Annotated in this window: 22 protein-coding genes, 1 pseudogene and 1 riboswitch; of the genes and pseudogenes, 16 read left to right on the forward strand and 7 right to left on the reverse strand. The window is 54.1% G+C overall.

Features of this window, described 5'->3' with window-relative positions; translation table 11 throughout:
- Positions 1-151 precede the first annotated feature (151 nt).
- Positions 152-751, reverse strand: a complete 600-nt coding sequence (locus ETA_RS01810; RefSeq protein ID WP_012439926.1) for a pentapeptide repeat-containing protein — start codon at positions 749-751, stop codon at positions 152-154.
- A gap of 786 nt (positions 752-1537) precedes the next feature.
- Between ETA_RS01810 and ETA_RS01815 the strand changes: the two genes are divergently transcribed.
- The 9 genes and pseudogenes from ETA_RS01815 (at position 1538) to uraH (ending at position 10418) form a co-directional block, all read left to right on the forward strand.
- The gene (locus ETA_RS01815; protein WP_012439927.1) at positions 1538-2089 is read left to right on the forward strand and encodes a fimbrial protein; all 552 of its coding nucleotides are present in this window, start codon (positions 1538-1540) and stop codon (positions 2087-2089) included.
- 11 nt (positions 2090-2100) lie between these two features.
- Positions 2101-4542, forward strand: a pseudogene (gene faeD, locus ETA_RS01820) (F4 (K88) fimbrial usher FaeD).
- A complete protein-coding gene (locus tag ETA_RS01825; RefSeq protein WP_012439928.1) occupies positions 4535-5302 on the forward strand; it encodes a fimbria/pilus periplasmic chaperone in 768 nt (255 codons plus the stop codon). Before faeD ends, ETA_RS01825 begins: the two are co-directional and overlap by 8 nt.
- 11 nt (positions 5303-5313) lie before the next feature.
- Positions 5314-5829, forward strand: coding sequence for a DUF5462 family protein (locus ETA_RS01830; RefSeq protein WP_012439929.1), 516 nt, complete (start codon positions 5314-5316; stop codon positions 5827-5829).
- Positions 5830-6022: 193 nt separating this feature from the next.
- Positions 6023-6805: a F4 family fimbrial subunit gene (locus tag ETA_RS01835; protein ID WP_012439930.1), complete on the forward strand. Its 783-nt coding sequence runs from the start codon at positions 6023-6025 to the stop codon at positions 6803-6805.
- Between the two features lie 403 nt (positions 6806-7208).
- On the forward strand, positions 7209-7985 hold the full coding sequence (locus ETA_RS01840; protein WP_012439931.1) for a F4 family fimbrial subunit: 777 nt from the start codon (positions 7209-7211) through the stop codon (positions 7983-7985).
- A 239-nt stretch (positions 7986-8224) separates the two neighbouring features.
- On the forward strand, positions 8225-9013 hold the full coding sequence (locus tag ETA_RS01845; RefSeq protein WP_012439932.1) for a F4 family fimbrial subunit: 789 nt from the start codon (positions 8225-8227) through the stop codon (positions 9011-9013).
- A gap of 24 nt (positions 9014-9037) precedes the next feature.
- Positions 9038-9799, forward strand: coding sequence for a F4 family fimbrial subunit (locus ETA_RS01850; protein ID WP_012439933.1), 762 nt, complete (start codon positions 9038-9040; stop codon positions 9797-9799).
- Positions 9800-9995: 196 nt separating this feature from the next.
- Positions 9996-10418: a hydroxyisourate hydrolase gene (gene uraH, locus ETA_RS01855; RefSeq protein WP_012439934.1), complete on the forward strand. Its 423-nt coding sequence runs from the start codon at positions 9996-9998 to the stop codon at positions 10416-10418.
- A 71-nt stretch (positions 10419-10489) separates the two neighbouring features.
- Here the strand turns inward: uraH and ETA_RS01860 are convergent, their stop codons facing one another.
- On the reverse strand, positions 10490-10678 hold the full coding sequence (locus tag ETA_RS01860; RefSeq protein ID WP_012439935.1) for a DUF1127 domain-containing protein: 189 nt from the start codon (positions 10676-10678) through the stop codon (positions 10490-10492).
- A gap of 176 nt (positions 10679-10854) precedes the next feature.
- Between ETA_RS01860 and ETA_RS01865 the strand changes: the two genes are divergently transcribed.
- Complete coding sequence (locus ETA_RS01865) at positions 10855-12342, forward strand: aminotransferase-like domain-containing protein (RefSeq protein WP_012439936.1); 1488 nt, start codon at positions 10855-10857, stop codon at positions 12340-12342.
- A 179-nt stretch (positions 12343-12521) separates the two neighbouring features.
- Here the strand turns inward: ETA_RS01865 and thiE are convergent, their stop codons facing one another.
- From thiE to ETA_RS01880, 3 genes are all read right to left on the reverse strand, one after another.
- Entirely contained in the window at positions 12522-13166 is a 645-nt protein-coding gene (gene thiE / locus ETA_RS01870) for a thiamine phosphate synthase (RefSeq protein WP_012439937.1), read from the reverse strand.
- Positions 13163-15097: a phosphomethylpyrimidine synthase ThiC gene (gene thiC / locus ETA_RS01875; RefSeq protein ID WP_012439938.1), complete on the reverse strand. Its 1935-nt coding sequence runs from the start codon at positions 15095-15097 to the stop codon at positions 13163-13165. Before thiC ends, thiE begins: the two co-directional genes overlap by 4 nt.
- Positions 15098-15187: 90 nt before the next feature.
- Positions 15188-15288: riboswitch (TPP riboswitch) on the reverse strand.
- 127 nt (positions 15289-15415) lie between these two features.
- Positions 15416-15922, reverse strand: coding sequence for an Rsd/AlgQ family anti-sigma factor (locus tag ETA_RS01880; RefSeq protein WP_012439939.1), 507 nt, complete (start codon positions 15920-15922; stop codon positions 15416-15418).
- A gap of 71 nt (positions 15923-15993) precedes the next feature.
- Between ETA_RS01880 and nudC the strand changes: the two genes are divergently transcribed.
- The 6 genes from nudC (at position 15994) to ETA_RS01910 (ending at position 20659) form a co-directional block, all read left to right on the forward strand.
- Positions 15994-16779, forward strand: a complete 786-nt coding sequence (gene nudC / locus ETA_RS01885) for an NAD(+) diphosphatase (protein WP_012439940.1) — start codon at positions 15994-15996, stop codon at positions 16777-16779.
- A 192-nt stretch (positions 16780-16971) separates the two neighbouring features.
- Positions 16972-18039: a uroporphyrinogen decarboxylase gene (hemE, locus tag ETA_RS01890; protein ID WP_012439941.1), complete on the forward strand. Its 1068-nt coding sequence runs from the start codon at positions 16972-16974 to the stop codon at positions 18037-18039.
- Between the two features lie 34 nt (positions 18040-18073).
- Positions 18074-18739 carry a deoxyribonuclease V gene (nfi, locus tag ETA_RS01895; protein ID WP_012439942.1) on the forward strand — a complete coding sequence of 222 codons (666 nt, stop codon included), beginning with the start codon at positions 18074-18076 and terminating at the stop codon, positions 18737-18739.
- A gap of 65 nt (positions 18740-18804) precedes the next feature.
- Positions 18805-19395, forward strand: coding sequence for a YjaG family protein (locus tag ETA_RS01900; protein WP_012439943.1), 591 nt, complete (start codon positions 18805-18807; stop codon positions 19393-19395).
- Positions 19396-19583: 188 nt separating this feature from the next.
- A complete protein-coding gene (gene hupA / locus ETA_RS01905) occupies positions 19584-19856 on the forward strand; it encodes a nucleoid-associated protein HU-alpha (protein WP_002438605.1) in 273 nt (90 codons plus the stop codon).
- A 140-nt stretch (positions 19857-19996) separates the two neighbouring features.
- Positions 19997-20659, forward strand: coding sequence for a DUF1481 domain-containing protein (locus ETA_RS01910; protein WP_049778735.1), 663 nt, complete (start codon positions 19997-19999; stop codon positions 20657-20659).
- A 74-nt stretch (positions 20660-20733) separates the two neighbouring features.
- On the opposite strand, the gene purD is transcribed toward ETA_RS01910, so the two are convergent.
- Positions 20734-22014, reverse strand: coding sequence for a phosphoribosylamine--glycine ligase (gene purD / locus ETA_RS01915; protein ID WP_012439945.1), 1281 nt, complete (start codon positions 22012-22014; stop codon positions 20734-20736).
- Between the two features lie 14 nt (positions 22015-22028).
- Positions 22029-23618, reverse strand: coding sequence for a bifunctional phosphoribosylaminoimidazolecarboxamide formyltransferase/IMP cyclohydrolase (purH, locus tag ETA_RS01920; protein ID WP_012439946.1), 1590 nt, complete (start codon positions 23616-23618; stop codon positions 22029-22031).
- Positions 23619-23688: the final 70 nt, after the last annotated feature.

Genomic DNA, 23688 nt, shown 5'->3' on the forward strand with positions numbered 1-23688 from the left:
ATCAGGCCCGGGTTCGGTTTATTGCCGAACCCGGGTTTTTTTTATTTCTCACATCGGCAACTTTTCACTGATATCACTTTTTCATCCCAATTTTCTTGCCGCACGACCGAATCCCACCTCGATATTCAATTCACCGTAATGCCATCCCACGTTAATCAACCAGCTCAATACCCAAGCTTTCTAACAGGGTCACGGCTTCCTCACGGGAAAATTTAGCGCTTTCTACCGTGTTATTGAGCACGTCGATACGAAAATCCCAGGAGCCGGAAAAATCAGCTGCTTTAAGGTTAGTCTGATTAAAAAGACTGCCATACAGATCACACCCCGTTATCTCAGCACCCGCAAGATCGCACTCCCTGAAATCCACTTCATGCAGTTTGCACTCCTCCATTTTCACGCCGGGGAGCTTCAGAGCGAAAAAAGAGGCATCGGTTAAAATACTTTTGCTGAAATGCAGGCCGGGATCGAGGTTGAAAGTGGGCCAGTACGCGCGCGTCCAGTCTACGCCACTCAGTTTACATTCATGGAAACTGACCTGGTGAAAGCGCGATGCGGAGATCTCCATCAGGCTCATATTACAGTGACGAAAGCCGCACTCGGTGAATTTACAGTGCAAAAACTGAGTAGCAGAAAAGTTACAATGGGAAAATTCACACGCTTCGAAAATGCTGTTCTCAATACAGAAGGATGGAAGGTCCCGCTTAGCGAAGGTTTTCGCGAAAAATTCCTTATCACTCATCAGCTGTGTCATTTACGCACCTAAGACGTCGTTGGGGGCACAATAAATAGTCCAGTATAGCGCCATTGACATGTTTTTAAGAATCGTCTTTTTTTAATGTTTAGAGTTTCTTTATAATATTCAACATGCTTACCCATAATTTATTGTTCGGCACCCATCAGTATGTGTTGATTACCCTTTTTATCAAGCTTTGTGTGTCGCTCAATATTGTTTTTCGACATTTTTATCTTTTCATTCCGATGTTTTTATTTTTTAATTTCTTATTGATCTTAGTTTGCGCTTTTTTCATTAAATAGTTTTTCTGTCTTTTTATTTTATGAGGGTTCATGTAGCATTCTTGTGATTTATAAAAGTGGTTTATTTATCATTGTTTCCCAGTTGTTTTACCTTTGGTGTATTGCGGTATTGGTTTTTCCTGATGTGAATAATCGCTGTCTATTCTGGGTATGGTTTTTTGAATCTTAGATCTGTTTATTACGGCGAGATATTTCTTTGGTTACTGTATTTTAAGCTAAATCAGTTGGTTGATTAATTAATGGCAAGGCGTTAATGATTTTTTGACCACTTAATAGTGCCCAATAAAAATATTTTACGGTAAATGACTTTTGGGCTAATGAGTTAATTGTCGGGTGGCAGTCAAGAGTGTAAGAAGTGAAGGGTAATGTCATGGGGTGAGCGGCTATTATACAGTATTGCTATCGGGGGTTTTATTATCGCCGAAGTGACGCCCTACGCTTTGCATTATCTCCCAGGCGACGCTAATCACCGGAAGTTATATTCAGATGTTTAGGGTGGTATATGAAAAAAGTCATCAAGTTTATTTTGCTGCTGGCCAGCGTGGGTGAAGCCTGCGCTATTACGCCTGGCCCAATGGTACAACGTACGCTATTTAGCGCTGACGTTGTGTCTTCCGCCTGTCATGTGGTCGTCGAAGCCGTAGGCGACGGCGGCAGCCGCCTGACGTTTGACACTTACCGCAAATCCACGGCTGCTGCCGTGCCACCACGAGATTTCATCCTGCGTCTGTATGAGTCAGGAGCCACCGTACAGGGCTGCTCGGCCTTCCAGGTTGGACAGGTTGCCTCTTTGGAATTTGGTAACCCGGGGCAGTTAGACGCCGGAGGCGTGGTTACCCGTGGGGCCGGGGACGGGATCCGTGTAGCGGTTAAGGCTCTCGACGCTCAGGCTGATTTCCGCGGGCGGCTAACGGAGGCAAACAGCCACGTTAACTATCCGGTGGATTTTGCCGCAAAGGGACAATTCTCTTTCCGGGCACAACCCGTTATTCCGAGTGGGGTTAAGGCCGGAGAGTACAGCGGCGCTCTTTCCTTTGTCGTGATATATCAATAAGGGATTCAGGGATGGTTTGTAACGCAAACAAGGATAGGCATTTCAAGAAAGCTTTCTGTCGAGCGGGCCTGTCTCTTGCTGTGGCAATGGGAACCGGTGCGGCCCACGCAGGGGATAAGCTGGACATGTCCTTTATTCAGGGTGGCGCCGGAATGAATGCAGAAATGTGGGCGGCGCTAAACGGGAATTATGTACCGGGGCGTTATCTGGTCGATATTTCGGTAAACGATAAGGATGCGGGAAAACAGATCCTGGACGTCACGGCCCAGGATGCTGAAGCGCTGTGCCTGACGGAAAGTTGGCTCAATAAATCCGGCATATACATCAGTCGGGATTTCTTTCGCGAGGAATATGATACCGGTCGACAGTGCTATGTCTTGTCGAAAGCCGCTTCGGTAAAGGTGGACTTTGATATTGCCACCCAAAGTCTGTCGCTGGCTATTCCGCAGAAAGGGCTATCGAAAAAGCCGGAGAGCGTGGAGTGGGACTACGGGTCTTCAGCTTTTCGGGTGAATTACAACGCCAACGCCAACACCGGGCGAAATAATACCTCGGCATTCGGCTCGGCAGACCTGAAGGCCAATGTTGGGCGATGGGTCGTCAATTCCGCTGCCACAGCCAGCGGCAGTCAGGGTGGTGATAGCAGGACATCTGTGGATATGTTCACCGCCACCAGGGCCATCCGAACGCTCAGTGCAGACCTGGCGGTGGGCAAGACGCAAACCGGTAATAGCTTGCTGGGTAGCACAGGGACCTATGGTGTTTCCCTGTCGCGCAACAACAGCATGAAGCCCGGTAATCTCGGGTACACCCCGCTGTTCTCAGGAATTGCCAACGGACCATCACGGGTTACTCTGACCCAAAACGGGCGCACGCTGTACTCGGAAGTGGTGCCGGCGGGGCCGTTCACCATCGCGAATGTGGCGTTATATAACAGTGGGGACGTCACCATGAAGGTGACAGGTGATAATGGCGGCGAACAGACCCAGGTATTCCCCCTCTCGGTGATCGGTGGGCAGCTTAGCCCAGGACAACACGAATTCTCTATTGCTGCCGGATTACCGGACGATGACAGTGATATGGCCGGCGGGGTGCTTGCCGCATCTTACGGTTATGGTTTTAACGGTCTGACGCTACAGGCTGGTGGCGTGTTCAATCAGGATTGGCAGGGGGGAAGTGCCGGTGCGGTGGTCGGACTGGGATCTTTCGGAGCGCTTTCTGCTGAAGGGGCATCCATGGCGGCTAAATATCAAACGCAGCCCAGTCGCCGTGGCAATAAAGTCCAGTTGGCCTGGACAAAATAGCTGGAGGCGACGAATACCGGGCTGCGGCTGAGCTGGTCCAGGCAAGGTGAAAACTTTGAGTCAATGTCTTCTTTCGATCTGTCGAATAGCCCAACGGACCTGTTGCAGAAAGAAAATAAGGGCCGCCGCATCAAGGATGAGTGGAACGGAGGCATCAGTCAGCCGATAGGTAGGTTATTGAGCCTGTCGATATCAGGTTGGCAAAGAAGCTATTACTCGCCAGGCGGTCATTGCAGCAATGCGGGGGATAAGGGCGGGGAAAGGGGCGTGACCGGTGCGCTCAGTACGCAAATGAAAACTGTCAACCTGAACATCGGCGCATCAAGCTCCAGAAACTCACAGGGAGTGAACAACTGGGCGCTTTCCGCTTCGGTTTCGGTGCCATTTACGCTGTTGGAGCGGAAATACAGTAGCAGTACGTCAATAAGCAGCAGTCGTGGGGGCGGAACGGGCCTCAGTAGCGGCGTTTCAGGATCGTTGAGCGATCGACTCAGCTACGGCGCGGGGGGCGGCCGCGACAGTGACGGCGGGGTTAGCAGTTATCTGAATGCTTCGTATGCGGGCGAGCGGGCCTGGGTGAGCGGGGCGCTGAATCAATCCACGTCGGGGGGGACCGGCGGGTCAATGTCAGCCAGTGGTTCTGTGCTGGGAATGCCAGCGGCAGGCGGCATTGTGCTCAGTCGTACCACGGGCGACACGGTGGCGCTAGTCAGCGTGAAGGACACGCCGGGCGTGAAGGTGACTTCTGCTTACGGTGAAACGGATAGCGGCGGCAACCTGGTGGTTGCGCTCAACAGCTATGACTGGAACACGGTGACCGTTGATGCGGGAACTCTGCCGTTGAATACGGAGTTGACTTCAACCAGCCGGAAGGTGGTGCCCTCAGAGAGGGCGGTGGTTTGGATGCCTTTTGAAGCGCTGAAGGTGCGTCGTTACCTGCTACAGGTGAAACAGAAGAACGGGGAGTTCGTCGCGGGCGGGACCTGGGCGCGTGACGGTAAAAATACGCCGCTGGGTTTTGTCGCCAATAACGGTGTACTGATGATTAACGCGGTTGACGTGCTCGGCGATATCACGCTAGGGCAGTGCCGGATAGCGGCAGCGAAGCTGCAAGAGACCGAAAAGTTACAGGAGATGATGTGTGAATAAGCGTGGCGCAGTAAAACAGCTTTTAGGTCATAAGCGGATGAAAGCGTTGGGATTAACGTTGACCCTGGCAATGTTTGCCCAGAGTGCGCTGGCATCCCTGACAACGGACCAGACGCGGTATATCTTCCGCGGAGATAAAGATTCTCTGTCTGTTACGGTCATGAACAACGACAAGGAGCGAACGTTCGGTGGGCAGGCGTGGGTAGAGAATATCGTGGAGAAGGATACACGCCCAACGTTTGTGGCGACGCCCTCGTTTTTTAAGGTGAAAGCAAACGGTCAACAGGCGCTGCGTATCATCATGGCGTCAGACCATCTGCCGAAGGATAAGGAATCTGTGTACTGGCTGAACCTACAGGATATCCCACCCGCTTTGGAAGGGAGCGGGATTGCCATTGCGCTGCGCACCAAGATGAAACTCTTTTATCGCCCGAAAGCCCTGCTGGAAGGCCGTAAGGGGGCGGAAGAGGGTATCAGCTTGCAGCATCGTCCAGACGGTAAAACTGTGCTGGTGAATACCACGGCATACATCTACGCCATCGGCAGCGTGCAGGATGCGGCAGGTAACAAGCTGGATGTCAGTGCCGATACGGCACAGAAGCTGTTGATGTTTATGCCGCAGGACGAGGTGGTGGTAAACAGGAACGTGGTGAAGGTGAGTTCACTGAATGATTACGGCGAGCTGCAGTCCTGGACAATTAACCAGACACAGCCGGTAAAAAAGAGTGGGCAGGTGGAAGAAAAGTCGGCCGAGGCCTGAGGAGTAGATAAATGAACGCCAGGATAACCCGGCCGATGCTGATGCTGCTGGTGGGGATGAGTACAGCCTCGTTACCGGCGCTGGCTGCCCACGACAAAGAAAAGTTGATGTATCTGGGCGTGCTGAATGGCCAGATTCAGGACAACAGTGTGGTCAAGGTGACGCGCACGCTGCCGGAGCCAGTGCTGTTTCGTGCCGAATCAGCAGACGGACTACCGGATAGCCTGATCGTTCGTAATGCTGAAAGTCGACCAGCGTCCGCTGGAGCGGCATGGTTGACCGTGAAGCAGAGACTGCCGGGAGACGGAAAGGAGGCGCGGATCACGCTGAAGACATCGCTCATGGTTGATGGGCAAAAAGTCCCCGTTAGCGTCACGCAGCGGGGAGTGGATGTGCTGATAGCGCTGCCGCCGGTGCTAAAGAGCGTGGAGCTGCGGACTGACACTCCGGCAGAGCTGGAGGTCCCGGCGAATTATCGTGGGCATCTTCAGGTAGCGATGCAGGTGGAGGGCGAAAGGGCCTCTTAAACAGCGTCAGTGGGATAAAATATCCTGAGGTGAAAGGACTCACCGTTATTTACCGGGTATAACGCAAAGTCATTTTTAATACTATGAATAAGCGCATGCAGATATGAGGTAAAGCTGTAGGGGATGGCTTTGCGGTAAATCCGGCGGGACTTACCAGAATAAGACTATATATCTTTTAAAAGGAATATTCGTAATGAAAAAGACACTAATTACATTAGCACTGATAGCAACGGCAGCCTCCGGTTCTGCCACCGCGGGGACATGGACCGCGAGCGGTGCCGGTGGTCTTATTGAACTAAGCGGCACGCTTAGTCCTGTTGTGAAGATAACGCCATGGGAAGTGATGACAGGTTCAGGTGTATCTGACCTGATAGGTGACGTTCAGAATGATCAGAAGGTGACTGAAATAGAGGTTGAAAGTGCTGTCCCGATCCTCGGAATTCGTACTAAAGACAAAAACTTATTTACAGGTCGCTTAGGGTTGAGTCCACAAATCGACTTTAAGGATGCCGTCAATATCGATAAGATGAATGATGGGGTTGGCACACTGACTCTCGCCGTGAAAGCAATGGATGGCAGTGAAATCGGTACTATTACAGCCCCTCTGACCATGATAGGGGTAGGGTATGAGAAATCTGAGACCTCCGGCGAAAAGAGTAAGGTGCTGTTTAGCGCTTCAAGCGGGCAGGGTTTTTTTGGTGGTTTGCCAAAAAAAGCGACAGGTCTGTTTCCTCGTGAGCAGAGTGTGAGCATGGCGGAAACCTTGATACCTGGGGTTAGCGATAACTTTTATGCTTCGGATGCGACCATAGAGTCTTCTGGTGCTGCCGAATTCAAGTTGAGCGACGTTGAGCATAGTGCCTATTATGCGTCCGGCATCACAAGCGGTTCAAAAATCCAGTTCAAGCTGAACTCCCTCTTGTCGGAAACCACTCATTGGAAAGCCTCGCTGCCGATTACCGTGACCTATATTTAATCGTTTCCTGGATAAGAAGATAATGGGAAAAAGGAATTTTTCGTCTGTTAAAATAATAGCAATTTATATTCTGGCGGTCAGTTCTATATAAGAATCCGGCATCACTTCACCGGCGCACAGTTTGATAATATATACGGTTTTCTGACTTGCTTTATTTATTACGTGGTAGCGGCGCATTCTCTTTTTTATGAATAAAAAGAGAATGCGCAAGGGAGTATAATGAATCATTATTAGTTAAAACGCTTCTCGCCTTTTTGTCGGCTGTTACGCAAAGACACTTTTTATATTTTTAATAACAGAGGGTAGATATGAAATAAAACCGCAGGGGATGACGTTACGATAAGTCAGGAAGGACTTACTACGAAAAATTAAACTATTATGGCTTGAAAAAGGAATAGGCGTAATGAAAAAGACACTAATCGTATTGGCACTGGCTGCGGCCTCCGGTTCTGCTATGGCATGGACTGTAAGTGGTTCAGGCGGTGATTTTGATCTGGGTGGTTCGCTGAATCCGGTTGAGAAGGTGACTCCGTGGGAAGTGAAGGTAGGTGATGCGCTAACCGGACTGGATGCGGACATTCAGAAAGGCCAGAAGACGGTTAACGTTAACGTTAGAACAGCCATCCCGGTACTCGGTATTCGCACTAAGGAAAATACGGCATTTAGAGGCCAGCCAGGGATCACCCCACAAATTGGCTTTGATAATGCCGTTGATATAGAGACCTTTACAGGGGGGGTGACCACACTGACTTTGGCCGTTAAGGGGGGGGATAGCGCTGAAATCGGTACCATGAAAGTACCTTTCTCTGCTGCAGCCGTTGTCTCTGTGAAAAGAGTCGATGTAAAGAACTGCAGCCAATTCAATCTGTACGCCGACGAGAGCGGTGGAGCGTTCTTCGGAGGTTTGCCAAAATCATTGGATTCAGTATCAAAGCAGCCCGAGATGCTTGCTAAGGCGATATTGACTAATATCGCAAATAATTTTGATTCACAAAATTCTACTGTCATTGAAGGTACCAGATCTATATCTTTCAGTAGCGGTGCAGCCACCTTTAGTGCCTACTATGCTTCCGGCATTGAAGCGGGTAAGGAAATCAAGATTGCTCTGAACTCCCCGGTATCAGCTGATGCTCCACTTAAATGGAAAGCCTCACTGCCCGTTATTGTGACTTGCATGTGATCCCTTTATAGGTTAATCAACTTTGTGAAAAAAAGTCTTCTCCGGTCAGGGACGGATTATTTGTCCGTGGGAAGATAATCCATATATATAAGCCCGTTATCCCGATGCCTGAGCATATCTCCATCGCAATGGATTTGTCAGAACATCTCGTATCCGGGCTTAATTTATTTATGTATCGGACTGTCGTTGTGTATTTCTAGTTTTTTGTTTTTATAAGAGAAATAATTCGAGAGGATATAATGAGTAATAGAAAATATCTTATTTCTGCCCTATCCATTCTGACCCTGTGTTATTCAGTACTGTCTCAGGCAGAAATTCTCGACGGTGGTGAAATTCAGTTTCAGGGCTTCGTGACTGACGAGGCCCCCAAATGGACGTGGCAGGTGGCCTCACCCGACCAGAGCTGGGCTGTGGACACTGCCGATGCCCGTCATGAGAACGGACAGCTGGTTTTTGACCTTCACAACAAAGGCCCGCTGCCATTCTTGGAAGGTCACCTGCATGAGGTGGTGGAGCGCGGCGGGCCTGGGTTAACGCCGTTTATTACCTTCAGCAGCGGTGGTGCGTCTCTGGCGATCGTCGAAGGCAATAGCACAACCTCGCAACGATTTCGTGCTGCTGTTCCCGTGCACGACCCTGACAGCGGTAAGCCGGTGGGGCAGCTCTTTTTCACCCTTAACCAGGGAATGGCGGTAAGTACAGGTTATCAGGAGGAGGGCGTCATGCTTCCTGCCGGTATGTCACTGGTCAGCGGAGAAAGCGTGACGGCGGTTCAGGCGGAGACTTTACCTCAGGGGATCATAAATCGCCTCCTCTCCCTGCTACTGATGAACGGTGGGTTTGGTCACGGTATGAACGCCGTCAGTCGTGGTCAGGTTATCAGTCAGAGCGTCTTAGCTGATGGGCGGGTAAGGGATCTGGCCGCCGCATACGCCTCGGCCATATCCGGCTTAGAGCTGCGTTTGTCGGAAGACGGTACCCCCGCGCGTTGGCACGCCGGGCTAAATGTGACGGTAACGGTGCACTAACAGCGGAACAGGGAAATAAACTGGATGAAGAAACTCACGTGTATGTTACTGGCAGCCAGTCTGTTGCCGATCGAGGGGCTGGCCTGGAATACGCCAGGGCAGGATTTCAGCGGTGAGCTGAATATGGGCGGTGTAGTGACCAGCACCCGCAACCCCTGGCAATGGCAGTTAGGCGAAGGCGCGGGAAATCTGGATGCGGCGTCACCCGTTTCCCGGGGTAATGAACGGCTCATTAAGGTCGCGGTTCCTGCGCTAAAAATATTACTGGGTAAGACCACGTTGACCACGCCAGCAGGGCGGGAAGGTTTAGCGCCACGGGTGATATTCGGACGGGGTGCGGAAGGATTTTCTCTGACCTGGAAAGAGCCGGGGGTGTCGCAGGTCACGTTGCCCGTGATGGGGGATGAAAATTTGCAGGCAGGCACCTTCAGTTTCCACATGACGGCAGCGGCGCTGCTGCGCAGGACGGCTGATGGGCAGGCGCTGGTTGCCGGTTTGTACGACGATGTGAATGGGAATGGGCTGCCGGAGCAGGCATGGGTAGCTGACCCGGAACAGACGGAAAGGTTACTGTCGAAGATGTTTGCAGGTGAAGGCCCGGTATGGCTTCAGGGCGCATCGGTCAGCGGTACCACCGCACTGAGTCAGTTTGCCAATGCGGATTTTCGTCAGATCGACGGCGTGTACGGCGCACAGATGGTGGCGGGAAGTGGCGAACTGCGCCTGAAAGGAGAGCTCCCTCCACGTTGGCAAGTCTCCCTGCCCGTCAGCGTTGAATATCAGTAAAAGATGAGGTGAACCGTCCTCCGGTGCTGTTCGCGTCCGTCACGGGTTCTTTCGGTCAGTGCCGTAACCTGTTTTATATCCTTACGGGTGTTTCTGTAACCCGGCATTTACAATTCTTGCTATATTTTTTTCCTCGGCATGCTTATCGCGAATACCTGCTATCTTTGTTGTGCAAATCAACAATAAGGAAATTCCTATGAAAATCATTAAGGCGCTGGCCATGGTCGGCCTGCTTGGCTGTAGTTTACCGGTGCTGGCAGCCAGCACTGAGGCAGCAAAAAATCCGCTCAGCGTGCACGTGCTTAATCTGCAAACCGGCGTACCCACTGCCGGGGTTGCCGTTGAACTGGAGCAGCAACAGAAGCAGGGCTGGGTAAAACTGGCTTCGGGCATTACTGACAAAAACGGACGCATTGCCGAGCTGTATCCGGCGGGTCAGAGTATGGCTACCGGTCATTACAAGGTGGTGTTTAAAACCGGCGATTACTTTAAGCAACAACAGCAGCCAACGTTCTTCCCCGAGATCCCGGTGATCTTCCAGGTGGAGAAGAGCGGTGAGCATTATCACATTCCGCTGTTGCTCAGTCAGTATGGCTATTCGACCTATCGCGGTAACTGATAAAAAAAAGCAACGGAGGGAGAACCGCTCCGTTGCCCGGGGCGCAGACTGCAGCGCCCAAGCCACATCACCTATAGACGCCGTACATCTTCGCCGGTCAGTCCGATATCCTTCAGCTGCGAATCGTTCAGCCTTGATAAAACTTTACGGGTGCAGGCGCGAAGACGTCGCGCCTGCCAGCGCCGATAAGGGACGATAAAAAAGGTTCTGATTAACATCCAGCTAACTGGTTTTGCCGCTCTGTTCTGTTCAAACTCCATCGTGACCTCCCGAACACCTCTACTATAAGCATCATTGTGTCGTCAGGACTATTTTTAATACAGATGCAAATATCCGCTTTTATTGACATACAGATTGCAAGATACTGGCTCTGAATGCTGATATTTACAGCAATCTGTACTGGTTTATCGCCTTACTGAGAGTGGAGCTGGATACGATGACGCGCTATCAACGGCTGGCGACCCTGCTGGCACAACGTATTGAACAGGGGTTATATCAGGCTGGCGAGCGGCTGCCTTCGGTAAGATCGTTGAGTGCCGAGCATGGTGTCAGCATCAGTACCGTGCAGCAGGCGTACTCCCTGCTGGAGGAAAAACAGCTGATTGCTGCGCAGCCGCGTTCGGGCTACTTTGTTGCACGGCAGGGCGTCACGCCGCCATTGCCTCCCATTACGCGCCCGGTACAGCGTCCGGTTGAAATCACTCAATGGGATGCGGTGATGGATCTGCTGACTGCCCGGCTGGATGCCGATGTGCTGCCGTTGGGCAGCGGTACGCCAAATATCGATGCTTCAACGCTGAAGCCGCTATGGAAAATTATCGGCAGGCTTGCGCACCAGCAGGACCCACGCCTGCTGAATTATGACAATCTGTATGGCGTACCAGAACTGCGTGAACAGATTGCCCGGCTGATGATCGATAGCGGTTGCCGAACGACCGCAGACGATATTGTTGTCACCACCGGCTGCCATGAAGCGCTGTCGGTTTCGATTCGGGCAACGTGCCAGCCGGGGGATATTATTGCCGTTGAATCACCCGCTTTCCACGGTACGATGCAAATCCTGCGCGGCTTTGGTATCCGCGTCATTGAAATTCCAACGGATCCGCAGAGCGGTATCAGCCTGGAGGCGCTTGAACTGGCCTTCGAACAGTGGCCCATTAAGGCGGTCGTGGTCGTGCCCAACTGTAACAATCCGCTGGGGTTTATCATGCCCGCGGCGCGCAAACAGGCTTTGCTGACGCTGGCCCAGCGCTTCGACGCCGCTATTATTGAAGATGATGTCTACGGCGAGCTGGCTTTTGACTACCCACGTCCGATCACCATCAAGTCGCTGGATATTGATGGCCGCGTGCTGCTATGCAGTTCATTCTCCAAAACCCTGGCGCCAGGGTTACGCGTGGGTTGGGTTGCGCCAGGACGTTATTTTGACCGGGTGCTGCATATGAAATATATCAGTACGGGTTCCACGGCGACCCAGACCCAGATGGCGGTCGCCGCCTTTATTCGTCAGGGGCATTATCAGCCTCATCTGCGGCGTATGCGTCATTACTACCAGCGTAATCTGGAAACATTCACCTGCCGGGTGCGGCATCATTTTCCCTGTGGTATCTGCGTGACGCGCCCACAGGGGGGATTTCTTATTTGGGTGGAGCTGCCGGAACCCTTTGATGCTTACCGACTCAATGAGAACCTGCGCCGGTCCGGCATACAGATCGCCGTGGGGTCACTGTTCTCGGCTGCGGGAAAATACCGCAACTGCCTGCGGCTCAGCTACGCCCATGCGTTTACCGACAAAACGGAGCGCGCGCTGGCGATCCTGGGTACAGCGTTGAAGAAAGCCGTGCTCTCCTGCTCATCGCTGGTGGAGCGGTCGCAGCATCAGGAAAGGGAGGAGGGCAGGGCAAGCCTAAAGGAAAATGACTGACCCTGGCCGGCGGCGTTATTGCCACCGGCAGACCCACTCTATAAGCCTTATGCAGAATGAAAAGCGCGTGACGACAGGGCTGTGCGTGACCTTCACGACTTATTTTATGCGTTACCTGAAATGACATTTATCTGTGCCATATCTTCCAGAGATCGCCTGTGCTTACGCACTGAGCGCGGCTAAACCCTGGACGGACGTGACGCTTCAGCCAGCGCCAGCAGTTGACGCGTTGCCGCCTGCCAGTCGCGCGCTTGCGTGATGGCGCTCACCACGGCAATACTGCCCACGCCGCTAGCCATAACCGCAGGCGCACGCTCCAGGCTGATGCCGCCAATTGCTACGGTAGAGATGCCCGGCAGCCGCTTCACATAGCGCGTCAGCGCCGCCACCCCCTGTGGAGCGGAGGGCATATCTTTGGTCTGGGTGGGAAATACATGACCCAGCGCGACGTACGATGGTCGCTCTGCCAGGGCACGATCCAGCTCGGCGTCATCATGGGTCGACAGCCCAAGACGCAGTCCGGCAGCGTGGATAGCGTCGAGATCGGCACTGTTGAGATCCCCCTGACCCAGATGCACGCCGTATGCCTGATACTTCACGGCCAGCCGCCAGTAGTCGTTGATAAACAGCCGCGCCTGATAGCGTTTGCCGAGGGTTATCGCCTCGGCAACCTGTGCGTCGACCTCTTGCTCTGTCCGGTCCTTGATACGCAGCTGAATGGTGCGAACGCCCGCGTCCAGCAGGCGGGCTATCCATTCCACGCTGTCCACGACCGGATAAAGCCCCAGGCGCGCTGCGGTGGTTGGGAATGCGCCACGGCTCACTCTTTTTCCTCCGTCATCAGGCTATCCGCGCGATGATAAAGCTCGCCTCCCCGGTGACGAAATTCATGCGACATTTGTGCCATGCCAATCTCGACGGGCCTGGCTTCCGCTTCCTGTCGTGCCGCGTATTCCCGCACTTCCTGGGTAATTTTCATGGAACAGAACTTCGGCCCGCACATTGAACAGAAGTGCGCCACTTTGCCGGACTCCTGTGGCAGGGTTTCATCGTGATAGGCGCGGGCGGTATGCGGATCGAGCGCAAGGTTAAACTGATCTTCCCAACGGAATTCAAAACGCGCTTTTGACATGGCGTTATCGCGGATCTGTGCGCCGGGATGACCCTTAGCCAGGTCGGCGGCGTGCGCCGCGATTTTATAGGTGATCAGCCCCTGTTTGACGTCCTCTTTGTTCGGCAGACCAAGGTGTTCCTTAGGCGTCACGTAGCACAGCATGGCGCAGCCAAACCAGCCAATCATCGCGGCCCCAATGCCGGAGGTGAAGTGATCGTAACCCGGGGCGATATCGGTGGTCAGCGGGCCGAGCGTATAGAAAGGCGCTTCGTGGCAGTGTTCCAGCTGTTCGGTCATGTTGGTGCGGATCATCTGCATCGGCACATGGCCCGGGCCTTCAATCATCACCTGCACATCGTATTCCCAGGCGATTTTGGTCAGTTCACCCAAGGTACGCAGCTCGGCGAACTGGGCCTCATCGTTGGCATCCTGAATCGAGCCGGGGCGCAGGCCGTCACCGAGCGACAGGGAGACATCATAAGCGGCGCAGATTTCGCAGATTTCACGGAAATGCAGATAGAGAAAACTCTCCTGATGATGTGACAGGCACCATTTCGCCATAATCGATCCGCCGCGTGACACGATGCCGGTCAGACGTTTAGCGGTCATCGGCACATAGCGCAGCAGCACGCCGGCATGGATGGTGAAGTAGTCGACGCCCTGTTCAGCCTGTTCCAGCAGGGTATCGCGGAAGATTTCCCAGTTGAGGTCTTCCGCCACGCCGTTGACTTTTTCCAGCGCCTGATAGATTGGCACCGTACCAATGGGAACCGGGCTGTTACGCAGTATCCACTCGCGGGTTTCATGAATGTAACGCCCGGTAGACAGGTCCATTACCGTATCCGCACCCCAGCGCGCCGACCAGACCAGCTTCTCAACCTCCTCTTCGATAGAGGAACTGACCGCCGAGTTACCGATATTGGCATTAATTTTCACCAGGAAATTACGGCCAATAATCATCGGCTCTGATTCCGGGTGGTTGATATTGGCGGGAATAATGGCACGCCCTGCGGCGACTTCCTGGCGGACAAATTCAGGAGTGATGTTTTGCGGCAGGCTGGCACCAAAGCTGTTACCCGGATGCTGCTGTAGCAGGACCTCACCGCGAATACGTTCGCGCCCCATATTCTCGCGGATGGCAATAAATTCCATTTCCGGCGTGATCACGCCAAGGCGTGCATAGTGCATTTGGGTCACGCAGTGGCCGGCACGCGCGCGTCGTGGACGCGGCAGATTGTCGAAACGCAGATGGTCCAGCCCTTCATCGGCCAGGCGTTCCTGGGTGTAGGACGAGCTAAGTTCATCGATCTGTTGCGTATCGCCGCGATTAGCGATCCAGTCATGGCGCAGTTTGGCCAGCCCGGCATGAACATCAATGATTGCCTCCGGGTCACCATAGGGGCCCGCGGTGTCATAGACCGGCACCGGCTCATTGTCGACCCGCGTTGGGTTCTCTTTGCTGCCGCCCGTCACGGTAGGGCTAAGCTGGATTTCACGCATCGGCACGCGAATATCCGGCTGTGAGCCGGTCAGCCAAATACGTTTTGAATTGGGAAAAGCGCTGCCCTGCAACGAGTCGATAAACTGCTGCGCCTGGGCGCGTTGCTCACGGCGGGTGGTTTTTTTTTCAACGATAGACATAGCAACTTCCTGATAATGGTGCGGAAATTGGCTTGCCTGGAGGCGGGAGTAATGAAAACGATATGCGAAAACGGCATGTTTCATCGTCAACACTGATTTACTCTTGTTCCCTTCGCAGGTACTAACCTGATCAGGTTCCGCGGATCCCGAATTAACGGTCTCAGCCCCGAAGGGCACTCCGACAAGATATTGACTGATTTCCTGGCTACGACGCCAGAAACCTCAATCTTGAAATTAAGTGAAGGAAGCTCACCTTAACCCCATTCAGCATAAAGGGGCTTTCTGAAAACTACAAGGTATTCGCCGTCAATTCATCCTTCAGGCCGGACGGGCGAGGGAGGCATCGTTAGCCGCGGGCTGTACCCCGGCATTTTTTTTTAGCGCCAGCTGAATAAATTTATCCTCAAGCGTGAAGCGCGACTCAAGGGCTTCACCGACCACGGAGAGCGCCTGCTGAAAGCCGCGATCGCTATTATGGTCGATGGCTGCCTCAAAATGCGTATCGTACAGCTGCATAATCTGCGCGGTATTTTCCTGTAAAGAGGGATAAATCAGCGCCGCCGCTGCCAGCAGCTCAGTCCCTTCCAGCTCCTGAATGAAGCGCTCATACAGGGTGAAATGTCCTTTGGAAAGGTAATCCACCAGATTCTGGCAGAAGGCGTCCAGTGCTTTTTCATCAAGCGGGGTGGAGGATTCCTTGTTAGGCTTTATGCCAGCCATTTGATAATACGTAACCAGTAGCTGCCTGCGGGAACGAAGACAAAAGTCTACCAGGTCACTGCATCCGCCAACGCGCGCGGTGAGGACGTCTAACTGGTTAAGCATGTATAACTCCGTGAATATTATTTTCACCCCTGACCTCAATCCAGTTTTAAGCTGAGGATAATGAGCAAATTATGGAACGTGAAATCGTAAGCATAGACGCTGGCTGGTGGGTTGTCAGCGAGGAACATAAAATTTGGTTGCCCGCAGGGGAGCTGCCGCATGGTGACGCCGCCTCGCTGGGACTGGCGGGATCGTCAGGATCGCGCATTGGCGAGTGGCAGGGGGAAGCGGTGTGGTTGATCCGTGGATCGCGCCCTGATGACATGGGATCTTTACGTCAGCTGCTCGATCGGGATAGCGCTCTTTTTCGCCTTGCCGGACGCGGTATCCAGCTGGCGGAGTTTTTCCGCTCACACCAGTGGTGCGGCTACTGTGGGCATAAAATGCACAACAGCAGAACGGAATGGGCCTGCTTATGTCATCACTGCCGCCAGCGTTACTATCCGCAAATTGCTCCCTGCATTATCGTCGCGATTCGCCGGGGGGCGGAGATCCTGCTGGCGCAGCACACACGCCATCGTAACGGGATCTATACCGTGCTCGCCGGCTTTGTCGAAGTGGGTGAAACCCTGGAGCAGACCGTGGCGCGCGAGGTGATGGAGGAGAGCAGCATTAAAGTTAAAAACCTGCGTTATGTGACCTCCCAGCCCTGGCCTTTTCCCCAGTCGCTGATGGTGGCGTTTATGGCCGACTATGACGATGGCGAAATCAGTATCGATCGGAAAGAGCTGATCGATGCCGGCTGGTATCGCTACGATGCCTTACCGCTATTGCCGCCTGCCGGTACGGTTGCACGCCGCCTTATTGAAGATACGGTGGCGCTATGCCGTGCGCAAGAGGAAAACGGCGAACGTTAGTAGAGACAAATGCATGATTTTTTAGTCGGTTTTCCATTCTTAATGACGAATGTGTGCGGTCAGATAACACGATGTAACAGCGTAACGGTACGGCTATGGGCTGTTACACGGCAGGCATTTTTTTAAGCGCTGAACCACCGCAAATTCCAATGAATGTTACACTACCGGCCTGATTGGAGAGAGAGTCCTGTGATGAGTGAACTGAAGAACGATCGTTATCTGCGCGCCCTGCTGCGTCAGCCAGTTGATGTTACACCGGTATGGATGATGCGCCAGGCCGGGCGTTATCTGCCGGAATACAAAGCCACCCGCGCCGTTGCCGGTGACTTTATGTCGCTGTGCAAAAATGCGGAACTGGCCTGTGAAGTCACGCTGCAACCGCTACGGCGCTACGCGCTGGATGCGGCGATCCTGTTCTCCGATATTCTGACCATCCCCGATGCGATGGGGCTGGGGCTCTATTTCGAAACGGGTGAAGGCCCGCGCTTCTCCTCCCCTGTCACCTGCCGTGCCGATGTCGAAAAGCTGCCGATCCCCGATCCTGAGCAGGAGCTGGGCTACGTGATGAATGCGGTGCGCACCATCCGTAAAAACCTCAACGGCGAAGTGCCGCTGATCGGCTTCTCCGGCAGCCCGTGGACGTTGGCAACCTATATGGTTGAAGGCGGCAGCAGCAAAGCCTTTACCAAACTGAAAAAGATGATGTACGCCGAACCACAAACCCTGCATCTCATGCTGGATAAGCTGGCCGACAGCGTGACGCTCTACCTGAACGCACAAATCCGCGCCGGGGCACAGTCGGTAATGATTTTTGATACCTGGGGCGGCGTGCTGACCGGGCGTGATTACCTAGAATTCTCGCTTAACTACATGCATAAAATCGTCGATGGCCTGCTGCGTGAAAACGATGGGCGCCGTGTGCCCGTTACGCTGTTTACCAAAGGCGGCGGGCAGTGGCTGGAAGCAATGGCCGCCACCGGCTGCGATGCGCTGGGGCTTGACTGGACCACGGATCTCGCCGACGCGCGCCGTCGAGTAGGTGACCGGGTCGCATTGCAGGGCAATATGGACCCGTCCATGCTGTACGCTTCTCCTGCACGTATCGAGCAGGAGGTCGCCGGTATCCTTGAAGGCTATGGCCATGGCAACGGGCATGTCTTTAACCTTGGCCACGGTATTCATCAGGATGTGCCGCCAGAGCATGCGGGGGCATTTGTTGAAGCGGTGCACAGGCTTTCACGTCCTTACCATCTCGGGTAACGCCTCCTGGGATAAAAATAGTTAAGGGGACGCTATGGATCTTGCCGCATTACGCGACCAGCAGAGGCAGCGCGCCGCCGAGGTTGTGACCCAGGATGATTTCGATATTATGCCGCCGCGTTTTATCGGCGGTGCCGACGTCGGGTTCGAACAGGGGGGCGAGGTCACGCGCGCCGCGCTGGTCGTCCTTGAGTACCCCTCCTTACAACTTATCGAACATCAGGTGGCGCGTATTGCCACCGCCATGCCCTATATCCCGGGGTTTCTGTCATTTCGCGAAATGCCCGCGCTTGAAACCGCGTGGTGCCAGCTGGCGCAGCGTCCTGACCTGCTGCTGGTGGATGGTCATGGTATCGCCCACCCGCGCCGTCTTGGCGTTGCCAGCCACTTCGGCCTGCTGGTGGATGTGCCGACTATCGGCGTGGCCAAGAAGCGCTTATGTGGTCAGTTCACGCCGCCCGATGCGGCTCCAGGTAGCTGTCAGCCTCTGATGGATAAGGATCGGCAGCTGGGATGGGTATTGCGCAGCAAGGCACGCTGCAATCCCCTGTTTATCTCCCCAGGCCACCGGGTGAGTCAGGCGACGGCGCTGGACTGGGTGCAAAAATGCCTGCTTGGCTATCGTTTGCCGGAACCCACGCGCTGGGCAGATGCGGTCGCCTCACGACGTCCGGCTTCTGACCCGCTATTGCGCGGTTAGCTACCGTGCTGCCTCGAGGCTTTTCAGGTACACTGCGGCAAGTGCATTCATTCTGAGATCCCGATATGTTACGTAATCCGATTCATTTACGGCTGGAAAAGCTCGAAAGCTGGCAGCACGTTACTTTTATGGCCTGCCTGTGTGAACGTATGGCCCCCAATTATCGCGAATTTTGCCAGCAAACGGGTTTTGGCGACGGCCAGCTGTATCGCCGTATTCTTGACCTTCTGTGGGAAACGCTGGTGGTGAAAGATGCGAAGGTGAACTTCGACAGTCAGCTGGAGAAGCTGGAGGAGGCGATCCCCTCCGCAGAGGATTACGACCTGTACGGCGTTTACCCGGCGATTGATGCCTGTGTGGCGCTGAGCGAACTGCTGCACTCGCGCCTCAGTGGTGAAACCTTGACGCACGCCATTGCCGTTAGTGAGGCGTCGATCACCACCGTTGCCATGCTGGAAATGACCCAGGCCGGTCGCGAAATGACCGAAGAAGAGCTCAAGGTCAACCCCGCCGTAGAAGAGGAATGGGACATCCAATGGGAAATATTCCGGCTTCTCGCTGCCTGTGAAGAGCGTGATATAGAATTGATAAAGGGGCTGCGATCCGACCTGCGAGAATCAGGGATAAGTAACATCGGTATAAATTTTCAGCAGTAAGACGATAAAACGTGACTTCAAGTCTGATTTGTAGCGCCTTTGGGCTTCACATCCGCCCCCTGTCTGGTCTACATTTGTGGGGCTGAAAAATGTTGCTATCGGTGCGTGTATGCAGGAGAGTGCCAGAATCTGGTTTTTCCCTCGCACTCGATGCTTAGCAAGCGATAACTACACTGTAAGGATAACTTATGAACAAGACTCAACTGATTGATGTAATTGCGGACAAAGCGGACCTGTCTAAGACCCAGGCTAAAGCTGCACTGGAATCCACCCTGGCAGCGATTACTGAGTCTCTGAAAGAAGGTGATGCTGTACAACTGGTTGGTTTTGGTACTTTTAAAGTTAATCACCGTGCTGAGCGTACTGGCCGCAACCCACAGACTGGCAAAGAAATCAAAATTGCTGCTGCAAACGTGCCGGCATTCGTATCTGGTAAAGCTCTGAAAGACGCTGTTAAGTAATCGTCTGACGGTGAAAAAAGTTTAAACAAGGGGGCGCTTTTGCCCCCTTTGTTTCGCTCATTTTTCTTACCCTCGCTCCCATGGACTCCGGTACGGCTGCCGCTGACGTGAGGCGACGATGCTGTGATACTTCTATCCTGATGAAACCAATCGTTTTTACCCGATACATCCCCCTTGCCATGCTGATGCTGTTAGCAGGCTGCGGTTCGCATCCCGATCTCCCAGACTTTACTGCCAGCGGATATCTTGCCGATCGCGGTGCCGTGCGCATCTGGCGTAAAAATCAGCAGCAGCAGGTGCGCCTGATGACCGCCTATACGCCATTCAACGGTGCCGCGATGGAAACCAGCGACTACCTCTGGCAACAGGGGAAACTGATCTCGATAGAGCGTCATGTGAGCGGAGGTCAGCCTGATAATGTGACGCTACGTTTCGATCGTGAGGGTCATGTCAGCTTTATGCAGCGCCAGCTTGCTGGAAAGCGCGAAGCGCTCTCGGCTGATGCGGTTGCGCTGTATCAGTTTGATGGTCAGCGTATGCTGCAAATAAGCGATGACCTGCTGTCGGGGCGCGTTTTACTCAAACAGGGCACATGGCAGCCGGATGGTTCAGTTATCAATTGCCAGGGGGTGCGGGTGCGGCCCGAACTGGAAAGCACAGAGCTGGGGCATATCGCCCGCCAGCAGCGCGACGTACCTGGCCTACCTGACATCGCGTGGCTGGAGGCACCCGCCGGCACGGAGCTGCTGACGATCAGCGCTACCAGCCTGTGCCAAAGCGCGCCAAAAGAAGATGATTTTTGAGCGTAAAAAAGGGCGATCGAAGATCGCCCCTGTGCCAGCCCCTTTAATGCAACAACACGGGCTCGCCCGTACTGCTACTGACGATTAATGGCGCGATAGCCGATATCGGAGCGGCAGAAGCTGCCATTCCATGAAATCGGCTTGGTCAGCTGGTAAGCGCGCTGCTGTGCTGCGGCAACGTTTTCACCCAGCGCCGTGACGCACAGCACGCGGCCGCCGTTGGTCACGACCCGATCGCCCTCAAGCGCGGTGCCCGCGTGAAACACTTTCCCGTCTGCCACTTCTTCTACAGGCAGGCCGTGGATCTGTTCGCCGTTAACGTAGTCTCCCGGATAGCCACCGGCTGCCAGTACCACGCCCAGTGCAGGACGCGGATCCCAGACGGAGTCTTTCTGATCCAATTTGCCGTCTACGGCGGCCAGACAGAGATCGACCAGATCGGACTGCAGACGCAGCATGATCGGCTGGGTTTCCGGATCGCCGAAGCGGCAGTTAAATTCGATCACCTTTGGCTGACCGCGTTTATCGATCATCAAACCGGCGTACAGGAACCCGGTATAGACATTGCCTTCGTCAGCCATACCGCGCACGGTTGGCCAGATGACTTCGTCCATGACCCGCTGATGGATTTCGTCAGTGACCACCGGTGCCGGGGAGTAGGCTCCCATCCCGCCGGTGTTCGGGCCGGTATCGCCATCGCCCACGCGCTTATGATCCTGGCTGGTGGCCATTGGCAGCACGTTTTCGCCATCCACCATGACAATAAAGCTGGCCTCTTCGCCGTCAAGGAACTCTTCCACCACGATGCGGTGGCCCGCATCGCCGAAGGCGTTACCTGCCAGCATATCCTCGATGGCGTCTTCCGCTTCCTGCTGCGTCATGGCGACGATCACCCCTTTACCGGCGGCCAGGCCATCGGCCTTAATCACAATCGGTGCGCCTTTCTCACGAACGTAGGCAAGAGCCGGCTCAACCTCGGTGAAATTCTGATATTCAGCCGTTGGGATCTGATGACGGGCGAGGAAGTCTTTGGTAAAGGCTTTAGACCCTTCCAGTTGCGCGGCTGCCTGGGTTGGGCCGAAGATCTTCAGCCCGGCGCTGCGGAATGCGTCCACTACGCCGATAACCAGCGGCGCTTCCGGGCCAACAATCGTCAGGTCGATTTTTTCATTCAGGGCAAAGTTCAGCAGCCCCTGAATATCGGTGGGGGCGATCGCCACGTTCTGTAATGCAGGCTCCAGCGCGGTGCCTGCATTGCCTGGAGCAACAAAGACACGATCCGCCAGCGGAGACTGAGCGGCTTTCCAGGCTAACGCGTGCTCACGGCCACCGTTACCAATCACTAAAATTTTCATTTGGGACTCCGTAATTAATGGCGGAAGTGACGCATGCCGGTGAAGATCATGGCAATGCCGTGCTCATCTGCTGCCGCAATCACTTCATCATCGCGAATCGAACCGCCTGGCTGGATCACGCAGGTAATGCCAACGGCGGCGGCGGCATCAATACCGTCACGGAACGGGAAGAAGGCGTCAGAGGCCATCGACGAACCTGTCACTTCCAGACCTTCATCGGCGGCTTTGATAGCGGCGATTTTAGCAGAATACACGCGGCTCATCTGACCGGCGCCTATGCCGATGGTCATATTGTCACGTGCATAGACAATGGCGTTTGATTTGACAAACTTAGCCACTTTCCAGCAGAACAGCGCGTCACGCAGCTCCTGCTCGCTCGGCTGGCGCTTGCTGACAACACGCAGCTGGCTGTCACTCACCATGCCGAGATCGCGGTCCTGCACCAGTAGGCCACCGTTGACTCGCTTGAAGTCGAGGCCCGTCTGCCGCTGTTGCCACTGGCCGCAGGTCAGCACGCGCACGTTCTGCTTCGCGGCGGTGATCTTTAGCGCAGCATCGCTGGCGGAAGGCGCAATAATCACCTCGACGAACTGGCGGCTGATAATCGCCCGTGCGGTGGCTTCGTCCAGCTCACGGTTAAATGCGATAATGCCGCCGAAAGCAGAAGTCGGGTCGGTTTGATAAGCCCGCTCGTAGGCTTCAATGATGGCGCTGCCGGTGGCCACGCCGCAGGGGTTGGCATGCTTGACGATGACGCAGGCCGGCTGGTCGAACTCTTTGACGCATTCCAGCGCCGCATCGGTATCGGCGATGTTGTTATACGAGAGGGCTTTGCCCTGAACCTGCTGCGCAGTGGCAACGGATGCTTCACCGACATGCTCTTCTATATAGAAGGCAGCCTGCTGATGGCTGTTTTCGCCGTAACGCATATCCTGCTTCTTAATGAAGTTCAGATTCAGCGTGCGCGGGAAGCGACCGGCGGGTTCAGTTGTTTCACCGTGGTAGGCGGGAACCATACTGCCGAAGTAGTTGGCAATCATACTGTCGTAGGCCGCAGTATGTTCAAACGCTTTGATCGCCAGGTCGAAGCGGGTTGCCAGCGTTAGTGAACATTCATTGGCGTCTAGCTCCGCAATGATGGCCTGATAATCGCTGCTCTTCACCACGATAGCCACGTCCTTATGATTCTTGGCAGCAGAGCGCACCATCGTTGGACCACCGATATCGATGTTCTCAACCGCATCTTCCAGCGAGCAGTCCGCGCGGGACACGGTTTGTGCGAAGGGATAAAGGTTAACGACCACCATATCAATCGGCGAGATGCCGTGTTCGGTCATGATGGCATCGTCCTGGCCGCGGCGTCCTAAAATGCCGCCATGCACTTTCGGGTGTAACGTTTTAACGCGTCCATCCATCATTTCCGGAAAACCGGTGTAGTCAGACACTTCAGTAACGGGCAGACCGGCATCAGCCAGCAGGCGGGCAGTCCCTCCGGTGGAGAGCAGCTCGACGCCGCGCTGGGAAAGCGCCTGTGCGAATTCGAGGATACCGGCTTTGTCAGACACGCTGAGCAGCGCGCGGCGTACAGGACGATGTTGTTGCATGAGGTTTATCCCTTGGCTTTGGATCGCATATAAAGAGCGTTATATGAAGCTTAGTTATTTTCTTCTATAT

Origin of the sequence: Erwinia tasmaniensis Et1/99 (assembly GCF_000026185.1) — a bacterium.
Lineage (GTDB): Bacteria > Pseudomonadota > Gammaproteobacteria > Enterobacterales > Enterobacteriaceae > Erwinia > Erwinia tasmaniensis.